Annotated in this window: 19 protein-coding genes; 10 read left to right on the top strand and 9 right to left on the bottom strand. The window is 68.5% G+C overall.

The genetic code is table 11. The features are described 5' to 3' along the window. The first annotated feature begins 20 nt into the window (after positions 1-20). Complete coding sequence (locus tag U5918_RS03515; protein WP_335999485.1) at positions 21-1049, top strand: LLM class flavin-dependent oxidoreductase; 1029 nt, start codon at positions 21-23, stop codon at positions 1047-1049. Positions 1050-1064: 15 nt separating this feature from the next. On the opposite strand, the gene U5918_RS03510 is transcribed toward U5918_RS03515, so the two are convergent. From U5918_RS03510 to coaBC, 3 genes are all read right to left on the bottom strand, one after another. Continuing rightward, positions 1065-1838, bottom strand: coding sequence for an SDR family NAD(P)-dependent oxidoreductase (locus U5918_RS03510; RefSeq protein WP_335999484.1), 774 nt, complete (start codon positions 1836-1838; stop codon positions 1065-1067). A 56-nt stretch (positions 1839-1894) separates the two neighbouring features. Then, positions 1895-2350, bottom strand: coding sequence for a molybdopterin-dependent oxidoreductase (locus U5918_RS03505; RefSeq protein WP_335999483.1), 456 nt, complete (start codon positions 2348-2350; stop codon positions 1895-1897). Between the two features lie 73 nt (positions 2351-2423). Continuing rightward, a complete protein-coding gene (coaBC, locus tag U5918_RS03500; protein ID WP_335999482.1) occupies positions 2424-3581 on the bottom strand; it encodes a bifunctional phosphopantothenoylcysteine decarboxylase/phosphopantothenate--cysteine ligase CoaBC in 1158 nt (385 codons plus the stop codon). A gap of 154 nt (positions 3582-3735) precedes the next feature. Between coaBC and U5918_RS03495 the strand changes: the two genes are divergently transcribed. After that, entirely contained in the window at positions 3736-4245 is a 510-nt protein-coding gene (locus tag U5918_RS03495) for an SCP2 sterol-binding domain-containing protein (protein WP_335999481.1), read from the top strand. 109 nt (positions 4246-4354) lie between these two features. On the opposite strand, the gene U5918_RS03490 is transcribed toward U5918_RS03495, so the two are convergent. The 3 genes from U5918_RS03490 to trpB form a co-directional block, all read right to left on the bottom strand. Then, a complete protein-coding gene (locus tag U5918_RS03490) occupies positions 4355-4810 on the bottom strand; it encodes a YbhB/YbcL family Raf kinase inhibitor-like protein (RefSeq protein ID WP_335999479.1) in 456 nt (151 codons plus the stop codon). Between the two features lie 81 nt (positions 4811-4891). After that, positions 4892-5626 carry an NAD(P)/FAD-dependent oxidoreductase gene (locus U5918_RS03485; protein WP_335999478.1) on the bottom strand — a complete coding sequence of 245 codons (735 nt, stop codon included), beginning with the start codon at positions 5624-5626 and terminating at the stop codon, positions 4892-4894. 42 nt (positions 5627-5668) lie between these two features. Continuing rightward, positions 5669-6841: a tryptophan synthase subunit beta gene (gene trpB, locus U5918_RS03480; protein WP_335999476.1), complete on the bottom strand. Its 1173-nt coding sequence runs from the start codon at positions 6839-6841 to the stop codon at positions 5669-5671. A 123-nt stretch (positions 6842-6964) separates the two neighbouring features. Here trpB and U5918_RS03475 point away from each other — a divergent pair, with 123 nt between their 5' ends. After that, positions 6965-7495, top strand: coding sequence for a type II toxin-antitoxin system RatA family toxin (locus U5918_RS03475; RefSeq protein ID WP_335999474.1), 531 nt, complete (start codon positions 6965-6967; stop codon positions 7493-7495). 9 nt (positions 7496-7504) lie between these two features. On the opposite strand, the gene U5918_RS03470 is transcribed toward U5918_RS03475, so the two are convergent. Continuing rightward, on the bottom strand, positions 7505-8251 hold the full coding sequence (locus U5918_RS03470) for a halocyanin domain-containing protein (protein WP_335999473.1): 747 nt from the start codon (positions 8249-8251) through the stop codon (positions 7505-7507). A 98-nt stretch (positions 8252-8349) separates the two neighbouring features. Here U5918_RS03470 and U5918_RS03465 point away from each other — a divergent pair, with 98 nt between their 5' ends. The 4 genes from U5918_RS03465 (at position 8350) to purL (ending at position 13381) form a co-directional block, all read left to right on the top strand. After that, a complete protein-coding gene (locus U5918_RS03465) occupies positions 8350-8766 on the top strand; it encodes a DUF7541 family protein (RefSeq protein ID WP_335999471.1) in 417 nt (138 codons plus the stop codon). A 71-nt stretch (positions 8767-8837) separates the two neighbouring features. Continuing rightward, positions 8838-9089 (top strand): DUF6684 family protein, encoded by a 252-nt coding sequence (locus tag U5918_RS03460; protein ID WP_335999470.1) that lies wholly within the window; start codon positions 8838-8840, stop codon positions 9087-9089. Between the two features lie 156 nt (positions 9090-9245). Then, the gene (locus U5918_RS03455) at positions 9246-11141 is read left to right on the top strand and encodes a cytochrome c oxidase subunit I (protein WP_335999469.1); all 1896 of its coding nucleotides are present in this window, start codon (positions 9246-9248) and stop codon (positions 11139-11141) included. Between the two features lie 83 nt (positions 11142-11224). Then, positions 11225-13381, top strand: coding sequence for a phosphoribosylformylglycinamidine synthase subunit PurL (gene purL / locus U5918_RS03450; RefSeq protein WP_335999468.1), 2157 nt, complete (start codon positions 11225-11227; stop codon positions 13379-13381). A gap of 1 nt (position 13382) precedes the next feature. Here the strand turns inward: purL and U5918_RS03445 are convergent, their stop codons facing one another. Beyond that, positions 13383-13874 (bottom strand): cupin domain-containing protein, encoded by a 492-nt coding sequence (locus tag U5918_RS03445; protein ID WP_335999466.1) that lies wholly within the window; start codon positions 13872-13874, stop codon positions 13383-13385. A 54-nt stretch (positions 13875-13928) separates the two neighbouring features. Continuing rightward, the gene (locus U5918_RS03440) at positions 13929-14114 is read right to left on the bottom strand and encodes a DUF7550 family protein (RefSeq protein ID WP_335999464.1); all 186 of its coding nucleotides are present in this window, start codon (positions 14112-14114) and stop codon (positions 13929-13931) included. 89 nt (positions 14115-14203) lie between these two features. Between U5918_RS03440 and hisF the strand changes: the two genes are divergently transcribed. From hisF to U5918_RS03425, 3 genes are all read left to right on the top strand, one after another. Then, positions 14204-15016, top strand: a complete 813-nt coding sequence (gene hisF, locus U5918_RS03435; RefSeq protein ID WP_335999462.1) for an imidazole glycerol phosphate synthase subunit HisF — start codon at positions 14204-14206, stop codon at positions 15014-15016. An 85-nt stretch (positions 15017-15101) separates the two neighbouring features. Further along, complete coding sequence (gene mvaD, locus U5918_RS03430) at positions 15102-16073, top strand: phosphomevalonate decarboxylase MvaD (RefSeq protein WP_335999461.1); 972 nt, start codon at positions 15102-15104, stop codon at positions 16071-16073. A gap of 42 nt (positions 16074-16115) precedes the next feature. Next, on the top strand, positions 16116-17360 hold the full coding sequence (locus tag U5918_RS03425) for an NAD(P)/FAD-dependent oxidoreductase (protein WP_335999460.1): 1245 nt from the start codon (positions 16116-16118) through the stop codon (positions 17358-17360). The last annotated feature ends 2 nt before the right edge of the window (positions 17361-17362 follow it).

The raw sequence follows: 17362 nt of genomic DNA, 5'->3' as shown, positions 1-17362 counted from the left end.
CGCAGGCCCCGAATCCGGCCGTGAACCTCTCCGCAGTGGATCTCTCGCCGGTCCCCGACGACGGCACCGCGACAGAGGCGTACGCGAACACGGTCGCAGCGGCGAAACAGGCCGAACGCCTCGGTTTCGAGCGGTTCTGGGTCGCCGAACACCACGGCATGGCCGACCGGATCGCCGGCACCTCACCCGAGGTCCTGCTGGGCCACCTCGCCGCCGAGACCGACGCGATCAGGCTCGGGTCCGGCGCGGTCCTGCTGAACCACTACAGCCCGTTCAAGGTCGCAGAGCTGTTCGGCGCGCTGGACGCGCTCGCGCCCGGTCGGATCGACGCGGGTCTCGGGAGAGCCAACGGCTCGCCGGCGGCCGACCGCGCACTCGGGACCGAGCGCCGCGTCCGGAACCCCGACCAGGATCACGCCGAGAAGATCCGGGCCGTCGTGAACCACCTCTACGACGACTACCCGGACGAGCACGCCTACAGCGACCTGGAGATCGCCGGGTCCGGGGCAGCCGAACCCGCGCCCTGGGTCCTCGGCTCCAGTCCCTCCAGCGCTGCGGTCGCCGCCGAACTGGGGCTGCCCTATTGTTTCGCGGCCTTCATCCGTCCGGAACTCGCCACCCAGTCCTTCGAGGCCTACCGCGAGCAGTTCCAGCCCTCGCCGCTGGCCGGTGGGGTCGACGAACCCCGAGGGATGGTCGCCGTCAACGCGGTCGCGGCCGAGACCGACGAGGACGCCGCGCGGCTCCGGGCCGTCGCCGAGGCCACCTACAAGCGGATGCAGCGGGGCGTCGTCGGGACGCGACCGTCGGTCGAGGAAGCCATCGACGAACTCGGCGGCGTGCCCGATCCGACGCCGGCCTCCCTCGACGAGGGAGCGTGGCCCCGCGCCGTCTCCGGCGGTCCGGAGACCATGGCGAAAATTCTCGAACAGCTCGCCGACCGCGTGGGCGTCGACGAGGTGATGATCCAGCACGTCCTCCCCAGCCACGAGGTCGCGCTGCGCTCGCACGAGTTGCTCGCGGACGCGGTCGGGATCGACCCGCGGTGAGCGACGCGGGCCCGCTCAGTAACAGGTGCCGCCGGCGTCGACGACGATCTCCTGGCCCGTGATCTTCCGGGCGTGGGGGCCGGCGAGGTACGCGACCTGCGCGGCCACGTCAGCGGGGTCGATGAAGTACTCCGGCAGCGCGAAGTCGTCGGCGCCGAGACTCGCCGGTTCGGCGTTCTCCATATTCGCGACCTTTGCCTGCCCCTGGATCGCCTCGTCGATGCGGTCGCCCTGGACGGGGCCGGGCTGGATCACGTTGACCGTCACGTCGTCCCGGCCGAGTTCGACGGCCAGCGTCCGGTTCAGCCCCACGAGTCCCATCTTCGAGGCGGCGTAGGGAGTCCGGTTGGCGTACGGTCGCTTCCCGCCGATCGAGCCGATATTGACGACGCTCCCCTGGTCGCTCTCCCGGAGGTGTTCGCCGGCGTGTTTCACGCAGCGCCACACGCCGATCAGGTTCACGTCGAGCACGTGCTCCCAGTCGGCCTCCTCGAGCCGGTCGTAGGGCTGGACCGGCCCGGCGATGCCCGCGTTGTTGACGAGACAGTCGAGGCCGCCGAACCGCTCGACGGTCTCGTCGATGGCCGCCGCGACCGAGTCCTCGTCGGTCACGTCCGTCTCGACCGCCAGCGTCCGCTCCGGGTCGTCGATCAGTGCCTCGGTCTCGTAGATGCCGTCGCTCCGGGCGGCGAGGGCGACGTTCGCGCCGTGGTCGGCGAGCGCGATCGCCGTCTCGCGACCGATGCCCTGACTCGCGCCGGTGACGAACGCGGTGACGTCCTCGAGCATGGACGTAGCTCGGACCTGCCCGGCAAAGACGTTCCGGCGGTTTCAGCCCCGAAACCTCACGCCGTCTCGAGCGGCTCCTCGGGCGACAGGCGTTCGAGATCGGTCGGGTCTGCACCCGACTCGAGGGTCGCCGTCTCGATCCGGGCGATCCCCTGTGCGCTCCGTCCGCTGCCAATCGCCGGACCGACCACGCGGATGCCCTCGGGGCCGAGCCGCTCCCCGTCCTGCCGGTAGGCGAGGACGGCCGAGAGCGCGTCGGCGACGGGGAGACAGACGCGGTAGCCGTCCCGGCAGGTTAACAGGACGTGCGTCGCGTCGGGCGCGCCGTCGGCGGCCGCCAGGAGCGATCCCACGTCGAGTCCGGTCCAGGGGCCGTCGATGGGGCCGCTGTCGTCACAGTGCATGCTCGCGTCCGAGCGGACCGGCTCGAACCCGTCGCACGCGTCGAGCGCCGTCGGGAGCAGTAGCTGTCGCCGGCCCTCGACCCGGATGGTCGCGTTCGCGTCGCTCACGTTCTGACATGTCCGTGCCAGCGGAAAAACCCGCCGAACGTTCCCGGCGTCCGGGAACCGACCCGCAGAACCCTCAGTCGAGTTCGCTCGCGAGTTCCTCGGCGACGCGCGCGCCGAGTCCGGCCTTGCTCCCGGCGTACTCCTCGGCGCTCTCGGCGCGGACCAGGAGCGCCCGGGTCTCCACGTCGCCCATCACGTCCGCGCGGTTGCCGACGACGAAGGACAGGCCCGCACGGTTCATCGTCTCGCGGGCGCGCTCGACCAGTTCGTCGTCGCCGCCCTCCGTCTCCACCTTGAACCCGACGATGGCGAGATCGGGGTGAGCGTCCCGGACGGCGTCGATGAGCTTCGGCGTCGGCGAGAGCGAGAGGGTCAGTTCCTCCTTCCCCGATCTGATCTTCTCGTCGGCCGCCTCGACGGTGTAATCGGAGATGGCCGCCGCCGAGACGAGGGCGTCGGCGTCGTCGGCCTCGGCCTGGACCGCGTCGAGCATCTCCGCTGCGCTCTCGACGGTCTCGACGTCGGCGTAGGGGACCGAGTCACCGTCGTGGACCAGCGTCACGTCGGCCCCGCGCACGTGGCAGGCCCGCGCGACGGCCCGGCCTGTCTGGCCGGAGGCGCGATTCGAGAGCGTCCGGACCGGATCGACGGACTCGGTGGTGGCGCCGCTGGTGACGATCACGTGCTGCCCCTCGAGTGGGTCCGGCGTCGCCGCCCGGGCCGTGGCGGTGACGATGGCCTCCTCGGTCGCGATCTTGGCCTTCCCCTCCTCGATCCGGGGATCGACGAAGTCGACGCCCCAGGACTCGACTTTCTCGATCGTCTCCAGGACGCCGGGGTGGTCGTACATCGGTTCGTGCATCGCGGGGGCGACGACGACGGGCACGTCCGCCCCCAGGGCGGTCGTCGCGCAGGTCGTCACCGTCGTGTCGTCGATCGCCGCGGCGAGTTTCCCGACGGTGTTGGCGGTCGCCGGCGCGATCAGGAGCACGTCGGCCCACCCGTCGCGACCGCAGAGTTCGACGTGCTCGACGCTGCCGGTGATCTCCGTGACGACCGGGTTCTCGGTGGCGAACTCGACGGCCCACGGGTGGACGATCCCGCGGGCGCTGTCGGTCATCACGCCCCTGACCGAGGCCCCCTGTCGGCGGAGCTCGTGTGCCAGCTCCACGGTCTTGACCGCGGCGATGGAGCCGGTGACGCCGAGCGCGACGTTCACTCCGGAAAGCATTGGACACCAGTTGGCACCCCCGAACTAAATCCGTGGGGGTTCGACCGACGCGGGAGGGGGGTACTTGGCCACCCCGTGATTTGGGGGCCGTTAAAAAGCACCCGTAGATTTGCGCGTGAACTTTTACTAGGGTTGGGTATCAAGTGGTGATGCTATGGCAGATGGACTCATATTCCCGAGTTCGGAATGGTTCGACAGCTATCAGGAGAAAGTAAACAACAATGCGGAGTACGCCGAGAAGTCCGCCGGGTGGGGCGTCGACTTCAACGGCGACTTCATTTTCAAGATGACCGACATGCCTCTCGACGACATCGACGTCGAGGCCATGCCCGAGCACCTCCAGGACGAACTCGATCAGTACGTCTCGGAGGGCGCCTCGGGCCACACAGGCCAGACGTTCGTCGGCCTCGAGGACGGCGAGTGTACGGACGCCTACCTCATCGAGTCCGAGGACGAGGTCGACAACGGCTTCAAGCTCACCGGTACCTACGACAACTGGGTCGAACTGACCAAGGGCAACATCGGCGCCGTCGACGGCATGATGTCAGGCAAGTTCGAGCTGGACGGCGACATGCAGAAGATCCTCCAGTACTCCGACGCCGCGACGCTGCTCACCGAGTGTGCGACGGAGGTCGATTCCGTGTTCGCAGACGAAGAGTACTGAGGAGTCCACTCGAACGCCGATAGAGCACCGCTCTATCGAGCCCGACTGCACGCAGTTCGGTCGGACCGCGCCTGGCACCCGAGGGGTGGGGGCGCGAGGTTCGCACTTTCTACGGCGCGTACGTCCCTTCGAGCCGCGCGTTCGCCAGCACCTGTCCCATCATCTCGTCTTCCAGGTCCTCCGTGTCCGCCGACGGCGACAGGTCCAGCGTGGTGTCCAGCGCGTAGAGCCGGAACCGGTAGGTGTGTTCGCGATCCGGCGGATTCGGCCCGCCGTAGCCGTGTTCTCCGTAGTCGTTCTGTCCCTCCTGGGCGTCGCTCGCCGACCAGTCCTCCGGGATATCGCTGGTGTCGGGATCGATGTCCCAGACGAGCCAGTGGTCCCAGATCTTCCCCGCCGGCTCCATCGCGTCGGGGTCGTCGACGATCAGTACCAGCGACACCGTCCCCGACGGGACGTTCTCGATCCGTAGCGGCGGGTTGACGTCGGCTTCGGTGTAGCCGTACCGCTCGGGGATTCGCGCACCGTCCTCGAAGGCCGGACTCTCCAGTCGCAGGTCACTCACACTTTGCCTCCACTGGCTGTACGCGCGGCTGGGAAAAGAAACTACGCGTGACCCCCGGTCGTGGGCCCGGTCGACGGCCCGTCAGTCCTCGTCGGCCACGCTGGGGTGCTGGGTCGGCGCGTCGGGATGGGGCTCCTCGAAATAGGTCCGCATCGCGTCCATCGACTCGTGCTCGCGCTCCCGGCGCTCCTCGTCGTCGATCTCCTCACACCCTGGCGGGACGTCGCGGCCCCGGCCGGTGAAGTAGCCCTCCGGCGCCACCCAGTCGTGGTAGAAGGGCCGGTCGTCCTCCTCCAGGAGGGTCACGCCGACTTCGGCTCCGTGGCCGGCACAGACGGCTGTCTGGTGGGGTTTCTCGGCCAGCCGACCCGCGGCGTAGAGGCCATCGACGCCGGTTCGCCCCCGCTCGTCCGTGTCGACGTAGGTCTTCCCGCGATCGACGAAGCCCACGCCGTCGATGCCGCGGAGGTAGTCGACCTCGTTCTTCGTCGCGGCGACGACGTAGTCCGCCCAGAACTGCTCGCCCGCAGCGGTCTCGACGGCGAATCCCTCCTCGTCGACGGACACCTCGATCACCTCGCCTTCGCGGAACGCACAGCCCGCGCGTTCGGCCTGGTCCGCGAGCATGTCGAGGAAGAGCCGGGAGTTCACGCCGGCGGGGAAGCCTGGGACGTTCTCCAGGTGGCCGTTGCGTCGGAGCAGCGACTCGCCGTCGCTCAGTACTGTCGTCTCGAGGCCGTGGCGAGCGGTGAAGGTGCCGGCAGTGAGGCCGGCGACGCCGCCGCCCACGATGCAGACGTCGGTGGTCTCGGTCATGACGGGCGAGGGTTCGCCGGCCCGCGAATAGAAGGGTTCGGTTCAGTCTCCGAGGTCGAACGTCTCGGCGGCGGTCTCCATGTCCTTGTCGCCCCGACCGGAGAGGTTGACGACGATCGTCTCGTGGTCGGTCTCCTCGGCGACTCGTTTGGCCATCGCCAGCCCGTGGGCCGTCTCCAGCGCGGGGATGATCCCCTCGGTCTCAGAGAGGGTCCGGAAGGCCTCCAGCGCCTCGTCGTCGGTGATGGCCCGGTACTCGGCGCGGCCGGTTTCGCGGAACAGCGCGTGTTCCGGGCCGACGCCGGGGTAGTCCAGGCCCGCGGACACCGAGTGGACGTCCACGTCGTCGTCGATCACTCTCGTCCGCATCCCGTGGATCACGTCCTCGGTCCCCGAGTCGAGCGGCGCGGCGTGGCGGTCGGAGTCGGCCCCCTCACCGCCGCCCTCGCCGCCGTAGAACGCCACGTCGTCGTCCCGGAACGCGTGGAACAGGCCGATGGCGTTCGACCCGCCGCCGACGCAGGCGACGGCAGCGTCCGGAAGCCCGCCGATCTGCTCGATGGCCTGCTCGCGCGCCTCCTCGCCGATGACGGACTGGAACTCCCTGACCATCCGCGGGAACGGGTCCGGGCCGACGACCGACCCGACGAGGTAGTGGGTGTCGTCGACGTTCTCGACGAAGTCCTCCAGGGCCACGTCGACCGCGTCGGCCAGTCCGGCGCCGCCCCGCGTGACGGGGTTTACCTCCGCGCCCATCAGCCGCATCCTGAAGACGTTCATGCGCTGGCGCTCGACGTCTTTCTGCCCCATGTAGATCTCCGTGTCCAGGTCGAACAGCGCGCCGACCATCGCGGTCGCGGTGCCGTGCTGGCCCGCGCCCGTCTCGGCGATCAACCGCTCCTTGCCGGCCTTCTTCGCCAGCAGGGCCTGCCCGACCGCGTTGTTGATCTTGTGGGCCCCGCCGTGGAGCAGGTCCTCGCGCTTGAGGTAGATCTCCGCGCCGTACTCCGCCGAGAGTCCCTTCGCGTGGTACAGCGGCGTCGGCCGTCCCGCGTAGGACTCGAGGATCGCCCGGAACTCCTCGCGGAACGCGTCGGTCTTCGCGACGTCTTCGAAGGCCGCCGCCAGCTGCGCGAGTGGTTCCAGCATCGGTTCGGGGACGTGCCGGCCGCCGAAACCGCCGAACTCGGCGTCGCCGTCGTCGTGCTCACTCATGTCGGTCCAACTGCTCGCCCGGACCACATATGTGTACTGTTACCCGGCGCACGCCCGCGTGGCCCCCTCGCGCGGCGAGACGTCTGCGGAATATTTACGGGCGTTTCCGCCCCAGGGACGGGTGTGGACAGAGTCGAGGTCAGCACCGTCGTCTACCTGCCGCCCGAGGAGATCTACGCGTTCCTCGAGGACTTCCCCCGGTACGCCGAATACTCGAAGCACCTCCGGGAGGTCACGAGCGACGGGGACGGGAGCCCGGGGACCGAGTACTTCCTCACTTTCGCCTGGTGGAAGCTCAGCTACACCGCCCACTCGGAAGTGACCGACGTGGATCCGCCACACCGGATCGACTGGGCGCTCACGAAAGACCTGGACGCGCAGGGTCGCTGGGTCGTCGAGGAGGCACCAGACGAGGCCCCTGACGGCGAGTCGGACGCCTGTCGCGTCCGACTGATCGTGGAGTTCCGCCCGGATTCGGCCGATTCGGGAGCGCTGGACCTCCCGCGATTCGTCTCGCTGGACTGGGTGATCGAGAAGGTGAAGCCGAAGATCCAGGCGGAGGCCGAACGCGTCGTCGAGCGGATCGTCGCCGACCTCGAGGGTGAGCCGCGCGCGGTCGACCTCGAGATCGAAACGGGCGACGCGTCCGTCTGATCGAGTGCCCTACTCGGGCGTCTCGTAGTCGCCGCCGTACTTCATGAACACGTAGGAGAGGCCCAGCGACGCGCTCATCACGACCGCGGTCGCGACGCCGATGGTCATCGCCTCGGGCGGGAGCGCGGGGCCGCCACCGCCGCCCCCGCTCTCCTGTTCGACCGTCGGGTAGTCCGTCCCGACGACGATCGAGCCGAGCATCCCCGACCCCTGGTGGGGGTTGCAGTAGTAGTTGTAGATGCCGTCCTCCTCGAAGGTGTGCTCGTAGAGGACGCCGGTCCCGCTCTCGGCGGAACCCGAATCGAGCGGGCCGTCGCCGTCGGAGACCACGTTGTGGGCGCCGCCCTCGCCGGTCCACTCGAACTGGACGGTCGCGCCGTTGTCGACGTGGATCCCCGCGGGCGAGAAGCCGAAGCCCTGGTCGCCGGTCCCGACCTCGACCGTCGCGCTGCCCTGCCCGGTCGCGTCGGTGACGGACCCGCTGTAGCCGTTCGCGTCGTCGAGGTAGCCACCGAAGTCCGGCGGGCCGCCGCCCCCGCCTCCGGCGCCGTCGGTTCCCTCGGCCGTGCCGTCACCGCCCGCCGTTCCTTCCGCGGCCGTTCCGTCGGCCGCCGTTTCGTTGCCCGCCGATTCCGTTCCCTCAGCCGCCGTCGTCTCCTGGGCGGCCGCCGTCCCAGCGACCCCGGAGGCGGCAGCGCCGCCAGCCGTCGCCAGGAGGAAGCCCCGCCGTGACACGTCCGCCGAACGGTCAGTCATGTGCGAGCGTTGGGTGGGGGTGGTAGTGAATATGTTGATTCCGTGCGACCGGGACCCGTTCCGATGCGCATTTCACGATAGAGGTTCTTGCACGTCGCATGGAAGAGGAACCCGGACTGAGCGACCAGTATCGGATGGCGAGCCCCTGGCCCGTGTTCGTCGCGCTCGGGTTCGTCCTCTCGGAGGTCGGGATCATCCTCGGCCTGTTCTCGATCGCCGTCGGCGGGCTCTTGCTGTTCGGGGGGAGCGTCGCGGGCATCCTCAAGGAATCCGGCTACGTCGATACCCTCTGGGGATCGCTGCTCGTCTTCGGCGTCGCGCTCGCGGCTATCGGGCTCGGGCTCGTGACGTGGCGCGTCGGACTCGACCCGGGCGTCCTGACGTCGGTGATGGTCACGCCCGGCGACTTCGGACAGCTCGTCCCGCGCGCGCTCGCCGTGGCCGTCGCCGGGATCATCCTGCTCGCAGCCGGCGGAACCGTCCAGGCGCTCGAACGGAACGTCGACCCCCGGTGAGCAGTCTCAGTACTCTCGAGTACCGCTTCGATTCCGACAACCTATTTATCACCGTCCACAAACGACCGGGTATGCTCCCGAGTACGTTCGACCGCGAAACGATCCTCGACCTCACGGTCAACATGATCCCCCTCGGTATCCTGCTGTTTTTCATCATCGTCTTCGGGGTGGCCAACCCCTGGGGCTGGAACAACGTCATCTCGACGATCCAGTTCGGCATCGTCGGCCTCGCCTTCATCCTGCTGGCGATCCTGACTTACTACTCCGGCAAGGCCATCTCGGAGGCCGAGGCGGAGATGGAAGGCGACGAAGAACACGCCTGATCCGCGCTCGCGGGCCGACTGCAATTTATCTGCTCGATAGCAACGACTGGTAGCCACTCGGCTGCGACGCCGACCCGCCGTCCCCCGACGAACACGTTCGCCACGGCATTCAAAGGGAATCTTTCTTTAGCCCCCAGTCCCGAACGTCGAGTATCAATGGCTGCAGAACAGCTCGCACTAACGGTGCTGATGGGCGTATTCCTCGTCGCCGTCGTCGCGCTGCTCACGCGGGTCGAGGACTGGCGCTCGTACACACCGCTCGCCGGTGGCGGCGCCATCGGTGAAGAGGCAGGGTACGGGCACGACGAGAAGCCCGGCGGAATCGTCCGGTGGCTCACCACCGTCGATCACAAGGACATCGGGATGCTCTACGGCACCTACGGGGTGCTCGCGTTCGCGGTCGGCGGCATCTTCGCGTTCCTGATCCGACTGCAACTGGTCACCCCCGGCGGGGTCGCCTTCGAGAACAGCTTCTACAACGCCATCCTGACCAGCCACGGGATCACGATGCTGTTCCTGTTCGGGACGCCCATCATCGCGGCGTTCTCGAACTACTTCATCCCGCTGCTGATCGGGGCCGACGACATGGCGTTCCCGCGGATCAACGCCATCGCGTTCTGGCTGCTCCCGCCCGGTGCACTGTTGATCTGGGGCGGCTTCTTCATCCCCGGGATCGTGGCCTCCCAGACCTCCTGGGTCATGTACCCGCCGCTGTCGGTCGAACAGACCCAGCTCGGCGCGGACCTGATGATTCTCGGCCTGCACCTGACCGGGGTCTCGGCGACGATGGGGGCGATCAACTTCATCGCGACCATCTTCACCGAGCGGGGTGAGGACGTCAACTGGGCCAACCTCGACATCTTCTCGTGGACGGTCCTCACCCAGTCGGCGCTGATCCTCTTTGCCTTCCCGCTTCTGGGCAGCGCGCTCATCATGCTCCTGCTGGACCGGAACTTCTCCACGACGTTCTTCGCCGTCGAGGGCGGTGGGACGATGCTGTGGCAACACCTGTTCTGGTTCTTCGGCCACCCAGAGGTGTACATCCTCGTGCTCCCGCCGATGGGACTCGTGAGCTACATCCTGCCCCGCTTCGCGGGCCGGAAGCTGTTCGGGTTCAAGTTCGTCGTCTACTCCACGCTTGCCATCGGGGTCCTCTCCTTCGGCGTCTGGGCCCACCACATGTTCACGACCGGCATGGACCCGCGACTGCGCGCCAGTTTCATGGCGGTCTCGCTGGCAATCGCGATACCGAGCGCGGTGAAGACGTTCAACTGGATCACGACGATGTGGAACGGGAAGCTCCGCATGACGGCCCCGATGCTGTTCTGTATCGGGTTCGTCTCGAACTTCATTCTGGGCGGCGTCACCGGCGTCTTCCTCGCGTCGATCCCGGTCGACATGGTGCTGCACGACACCTACTACGTGGTCGGGCACTTCCACTACATCGTCATGGGCGCCATCGGCTTCGCGGTGTTCGCGGGGATCTACTACTGGTTCCCGATCTTCACCGGCCGGATGTACCAGCGGACGCTGGCGAAGTGGCACTTCTGGCTGTCGATGATCGGCACCAACCTGACCTTCTTCGCCATGCTGGCGCTGGGCTATCTCGGCATGCCGCGCCGGTACGCGACCTACGAGTTCGACGGCGCGCTGGCCCCGCTCGCACAGGTGACGACCTTCCACCAGCTGGCGTCGCTCGGCGCCTTCATCCTGCTGGTCGGCCAGATCATCTTCGTCTGGAACCTCGTCCAGTCCTGGCTCGAGGGTCCCCGCGTCGGTGCGGACCCGTGGAACCTCAAGGAGAAGGCTCCCGGGCTGTACGGTCGGGAGTTCATCTGGCACCAGAACCGTCTGGACACCGACATCGCGACCGACGGCGGTCCCGAGAGCGAAGAGAGCGGGACCTCGTCGGATCTTCGATCCGACGGCGGCGACGAGGAGGCCGAGGTCGCTACCGACGGTGGTTCCGCGAGCGACGCGAGTGGGACCTCGTCGGATCTTCGATCCGACGGCAGCGAGCCGTCGACCGCTGACGACGCAACCGACGACTGACGCAGCGGCCATTCGTCCGCTCTTTTTGCTTCGCACGCGCGACATGGAAAGCGATTTAGCCGGCCTGTGGCTACCTGCGCCCAATGAGTCTGTCCGATCAGGACCGCGATCTCGTCACCGCGGAACTCGGCCGCGAGCCGACCCCGGCCGAGGCCGCGCTCTTCGAGAACCTCTGGAGCGAACACTGCGCGTACCGGTCCTCGCGACCGCTGCTCTCGGCATTCGACTCCGAGGGCGAACAGGTCGTCGTCGGCCCCGGTGACGACGCAGCCGTCGTCGCCCTCCCGGGAGGCGAGGGCGATTCGGAGGTCTACATCACGCTGGGGATCGAGAGCCACAACCACCCCTCCTACGTCGACCCGTTCGACGGCGCGGCGACCGGCGTCGGCGGCATCGTCCGCGACACGCTGTCGATGGGCGCCTACCCAATCGCGCTCGCCGATTCCCTCTACTTCGGCGGCTTCGACCGCGAGCACTCCCGCTATCTCTTCGAGGGGGTCGTCGAGGGCATCTCCCACTATGGCAACTGTATCGGCGTCCCCACGGTGACGGGCAGCGTCGCCTTCCACGACGACTACGAGGGGAACCCGCTCGTCAACGTCTCCTGTATCGGCCTGATCGACGACCCCGACCGGCTGGTGACCGCCGAGGCCCAGGAGCCGGGGAACAAACTCGTCCTCGTCGGCAACGCAACGGGCCGGGACGGCCTGGGCGGCGCCTCTTTCGCCAGCGAGGACCTCGCGGAGGACGCCGAGACCGAGGACCGGCCGGCGGTCCAGGTCGGCGACCCGTACACCGAGAAACTGCTGATCGAGGCCAACGAGGCCTTACTCGACGAGGGGCTGATCGAGTCGGCCCGCGACCTCGGCGCGGCGGGGCTGGGCGGCGCGACGAGCGAACTCGTCGCCAAAGGCGGTCTGGGTGCCCACATCGAACTCGAACGGGTCCACCAGCGCGAGCCGAACATGAACGCGCTGGAGATCCTGCTCGCCGAATCCCAGGAGCGGATGGCCTACGAGGTCGCTCCCGAGAACGTGGATCGGGTGGCGGAAATCGCCGAGCGCTACGACCTGGGCTGTTCGGTCATCGGCGAGGTGACCGACGGGAACTACGTCTGCGAGTTCGAGGGCGAGACCGTCGTCGACGCTCCTGCGGAGTTCCTCGGCGACGGTGCGCCGTTCAACGACCTCGACTCGGTGGAGCCGACCCAGCCCGACCGGGACCTCCCCGAGATCGAACTGGACGAGGCCTTCGAGGCGGTCGTCGGCGCATCGAATACGGCCTCGAAGCGCTGGGTCTACCGGCAGTACGACCACGAGGTGCAGGTCCGGACCGCGACGCCGCCGGGCGACGACGCGGCGATCCTGGCGATCCGCGAAAACGGGACGGGCCTGGCCTACTCCGCGGGCGCGGACCCCAACTGGACGGACGTCGCCCCCTACGACGGCGCCCGGGCGGTCGCGCTTGAGAACGCCACGAACGTCGCCGCCAAGGGGGCGACCCCGCTCGCGGCCGTCGACTGCCTGAACGGCGGGAACCCCGAGAAACCGGAGGTCTACGGCGGCTTCGAGGGAATCGTCGACGGGCTGGCGGACATGTGCGCCGAACTCGACGTGCCAGTCGTCGGCGGCAACGTCTCGCTGTACAACGACTCGGCGGCGGGCCCGATCCCGCCGACGCCGACGCTGGCGCTGGTCGGGACCAAGGACGGGTACGACGCCCCGCCCGCCGAGTTGGCCGGGGCGGGCGACCTGCTCGTGGTCAACGACCGGGCGCTGGCCGGGGAGGCGGACCCCCGTCTCGGCGGCTCCGAGTACCTCGCGCAGGCCGGCGGGAGCGACCGGTTCCCGACGCTGCCCGACGACCGTCCCGCGTTCCTCGAGACGCTCGCGGCCGTCGCCGACGACGAGGCGACGCTGGCCGTCCACGACGCCAGCCACGGTGGCCTCGCCGTGACCATCGCGGAGATGGTGACCGACGAGGCAGGCGCGGACGTGGCCCTCGAGGGGGACGCTTCGGCCGCCGAACTGCTCTTTCACGAACAGCCCGGGCGCGTCGTGATCGAGACGACCGACGCCGACGCCGTCGCGGCGGCCTTCGACGGAATCGCGCCGGTCGAACGGATCGGGTCCGCCGACGACTCCGGCGCCCTCTCGCTGACGGCCAACGACGAGACGCTCCACTACGGGGTGGACGTGATCCGAGATCTGCGCTCGGTCATCGAGCGCGAACTGGAGTAGCTCAGTCCCCGTCTTCGTCGGCCGGCCAGTACTCGACCTCGTCCTGCATCGAGTAGTACCCCTCGAAGGCCCGTTCCTCCCGTCCGCCCGGCGGTGAGCCGACGTAGACGCCGAACTTCCCCATCTCCGGATAGATGGTCACGTCGGGTTCGGTCATGGTGGAGACCATCAGGTAGCGCAGCGGCTCGTCCCCGTCGTTGACGATGCGGTGGCCGCCCGACTCGTCGGCCGGGAGCGTCACGAAGTCGCCGGCCCGGAGGTCGTGGGTTCCGTCCGACGCCCGCAACTGCCCGGCGCCGGCGAGGACGTAGACGGCCTCCTCGTTCGCCGTGTGGTAGTGGTACGGCCAGGAGCGCTCGCCGGCCGGGAGTTCGTAGAGACTACAGCCGAGGTCGTCGGCGTCGACGGCCGCGCCGAGCTCCTTCCGGCGGAAGGTGGCCGACTCGCGGTCGTACGTCTGCCAGTCCAGGTCGCCCTCGTTCACCTTCTCCATACGCGATGTACTGCCGAACCGATCAAAAAACCAACCGGTGAACCGGGAGCCGATTCAGAGCAGGAACGGGATGCCGAACGTGACGGCCAGCCCGATCAGGAGGACGACGACGCCGAAGCCGACCTGGCTCGTCGTGAACTCGCTCTGGGGTGCGGTGCTGCGAAGCGGCGGCTGGCCGTCCGGAATCTCCGGACTCGCCGGATCGTATTCCTGACTCGTCTCGTCGTGATCGTCGCTCATACGCCGACGTTGGCAGTCGGGTCACTTCGGTGTATCGAAAGCCCGAGCGAAACCGTCAAAGCCGCGACGGTCGAATTCGCACCTACCAGATGCTCACCAAACGGATCATCCCGTGCATCGACGTCGATCTCGACGAGGACGGGAACGCGGCCGTCTACACGGGGGTCAACTTCGAGGACCTGGAGTACACCGGCGACCCGGTCGAGATGGCCAAAAAGTACAACGAGGCCGGAGCCGACGAGTTCGTCTTTCTGGACATCACCGCCTCCGCGGAAGGTCGAGAGACAATGCTCGACGTCGTCGAGTCCATCGCCGACGAGGTGTTCATCCCCCTGACCGTCGGCGGCGGCATCCGCACCCGGGAGGACGTCAAGGAGACCCTGCGGGCCGGCGCGGACAAGGTTTCGATCAACACCGGCGCGCTGCAGCGCCCGGAACTCATCACCGAGGGGGCGAAAGCCTTCGGCAACCAGTGCATCGTCATCAGCGTCGACGCCCGTCGCCGCTTCGACGAACAGGGGGACCACTACGTCGAGGTCGACGGCGAGTCCTGCTGGTTCGAGTGCACGGTCAAGGGCGGCCGCGAGGGGACCGGCACCGACGTAATCTCCTGGGCCGCCGAGGCCGAGGAACGCGGCGCGGGCGAACTCTTCGTCAACTCCATCGACGCCGACGGGACCAAGGAGGGCTACGACATTCCGCTGACGAAGGCCGTCTGCGACGCCGTCTCGACGCCGGTCATCGCCTCCTCTGGCTGTGGCGGCCCCGAGGACATGTACGAGGTGTTCACCGACGCCGGCGCGGACGCCGGCCTCGCGGCCTCTATCTTCCACTTCGGCGAGTACTCGATCCAGGAGACCAAGGAATATCTGGACGAACGCGGCGTGCCGGTGCGGTTGTAGGATTCGAGTGCTCGTACCGAGGGCGGTTCATTCGAGACGAGTGCCAGTCCGGTTATAATAAGTTGGGGTACGCTAATCGGAGGGTATGAAAGCGACGGCGACGGCTCATCCGATTCAGGGGTTGGTGAAGTACCACGGGATGCGCGACGAAGAGTTGCGCCTCCCCTATCACGACTCGATCAGCGTCTGCACGGCGCCGAGTCACACGAAGACGACGGTCGAATTCGAACCCGACGCGAGCGAGGACGTCTTCCTGATCGACGGCGAAGAAGTCGACGGACGAGGCCGGGAACGCATCGAGAAAGTCGTCGATCACGTCCGCGAGCTGGCGGACATCGAGCATCCCGTGCGGTTCGAGTCGGAGAACGACTTCCCGACGAACATCGGCTTCGGCTCGTCGTCGTCGGGCTTCGCCGCCGCCGCGCGGGCGCTGGTCGCCGCGACCGACCTCGACATGACGCTGCCGGAAATCTCGACGGTCGCGCGACGGGGCTCCTCCTCCGCGGCCCGGGCGGTGACGGGGGCGTTCTCACACCTTCACACAGGGCTGAACGATCACGACTGTCGCTCGGAACGTATCGAGACCGACCTCGAAGACGAGTTGCGGATCGTCGGCGCGGAGGTGCCGGCATACAAGGAGACCGAGGAGGCCCACCGCGAGGCCGCAGACAGCCACATGTTCGAGGCACGGATGGCCCACATTCACGGCCAGATCGCCGAGATGCGCGACGCGCTCCGGGCGGGGGACTTCGACCGGACCTTCGAGCTGGCCGAGCACGACTCGCTGTCGCTGGCCGCGACGACGATGACCGGCCCGGCCGGGTGGGTCTACTGGCAGCCGCGAACGATCGAGGTGTTCAACGCGGTCCGGCAACTCCGCGAGGAGGGCGTGCCGGTCTACTTCTCCGTCGACACCGGCGCGAGCGTCTACGTCAACACGACGGCCGACGCCCTCGATCGCGTCGAGGGCGCGGTCGCTGACTGCGGCGTCGACACGCGGGTCTGGGAAGTCGGCGGTCCCTCGAAGGTCCTCGATTCGAGCGAGGCCCTGTTCTGACGGTCGGAGGCCTTTACCCCTCGGCGAACCAACGGGCCGTCGATGAAAGTCGCAGTTTTCGGGGCCGGGTACGCCGGCCTGACGCTCGCGCGACGGCTGGAGCGGCGGCTCCCGCCCCAGGTCGACCTGGTCGTCGTCGACGAGTCGACGTCGCACCTGGTCCAGCACGAACTCCACCGCGCGATCCGGCGGCCGGGTCTGGCCGACGCGATTACGGTCCCCCTGTCGGAGTGCTTCGAGCGTGCCGACGTTCGAGAGGCCAGCGTGGTCGACGTCGACCCCGACGTGGGGGTCGCGACGCTGGACGGCGGCGAGACGCTCGACTACGACGTGGGTGCGGTCTGTCTCGGCGCGGCGACCGCCTTCTACGACCTGCCGGGCGTCGAGGAGCACGGGATCCCGCTGAAGCGACTCGACGACGCCGAACGGATCCGATCGGCGGTGCTCGACGCGTTCGACGCGGGTGCTGCCCGACTGGTCGTCGGCGGCGCCGGGTTATCCGGGATCCAGGTCGCGGGGGAACTCGCCGCGCTGGCCGACGAGGAGGGCGTGGGCGACGAGACGCGGATCACGCTGCTCGAACAGCAAGACAGCGTCGCGCCGAACTTCCCTGCCAACTTCCAGCGCGCCGTGCGCGACGAACTCCGCGCCCGCGACGTCGAGATCCGGACGGACGCGACCGTCGCCGGCGCGGACGAGGCGGCGATCGAACTCGAAGACGGGACCGAACTCGGCTACGACGCGTTCGTGTGGACCGGCGGGATCCGTGGCCCGGACGCGCTCGAAGGCGAGCGGCCGCGGATCCAGAGCCGGCTCCGGCTGGCGGGCGACACGTTCGTCGTCGGCGACGCCGGGCAGGTCGTCGACGCCGACGGTGCGGCCGTACCCGCGAGCGCACAGGCGGCCGTCCGGGAGGGGCGCGTCGCCGCGACGAACGTCGAGCGCCTCGTCGAACACCGACTGGACGAGAGCGCTCGCGGGGGCTTCGAGCCCCGCCTCGACCCCTTCCGGTTCGACTCGCCGGGGTGGCTCGTCAGCGTCGGTGACGGCGCGGTCGCACAGGTCGGCGGGGCGGTCCTCACCGGCGCGGCGGCGACCGCACTGAAGACCACCGTCGGCGCCGGCTACCTCACCGGTGTCGGGTCGGTCCGGGCGGCCGTCGACCTGGTTCGCGAGGAACTGGAACTGGCGGGCGGCGACGGGGACCCGACCGACGACGTCCCCGTCGAGAACGAGGCGCCGCTGGACGTCGAGATCGGAGACGGCGACGAGGAATCCGAGGACTGAGC

The organism is Halorientalis sp. LT38, assembly GCF_037031225.1.
Lineage (GTDB): Archaea > Halobacteriota > Halobacteria > Halobacteriales > Haloarculaceae > Halorientalis > Halorientalis halophila.
The sequence above is the reverse complement of the archived record's forward strand: the minus strand, read 5'-3'. Positions and strand labels throughout refer to the sequence as shown.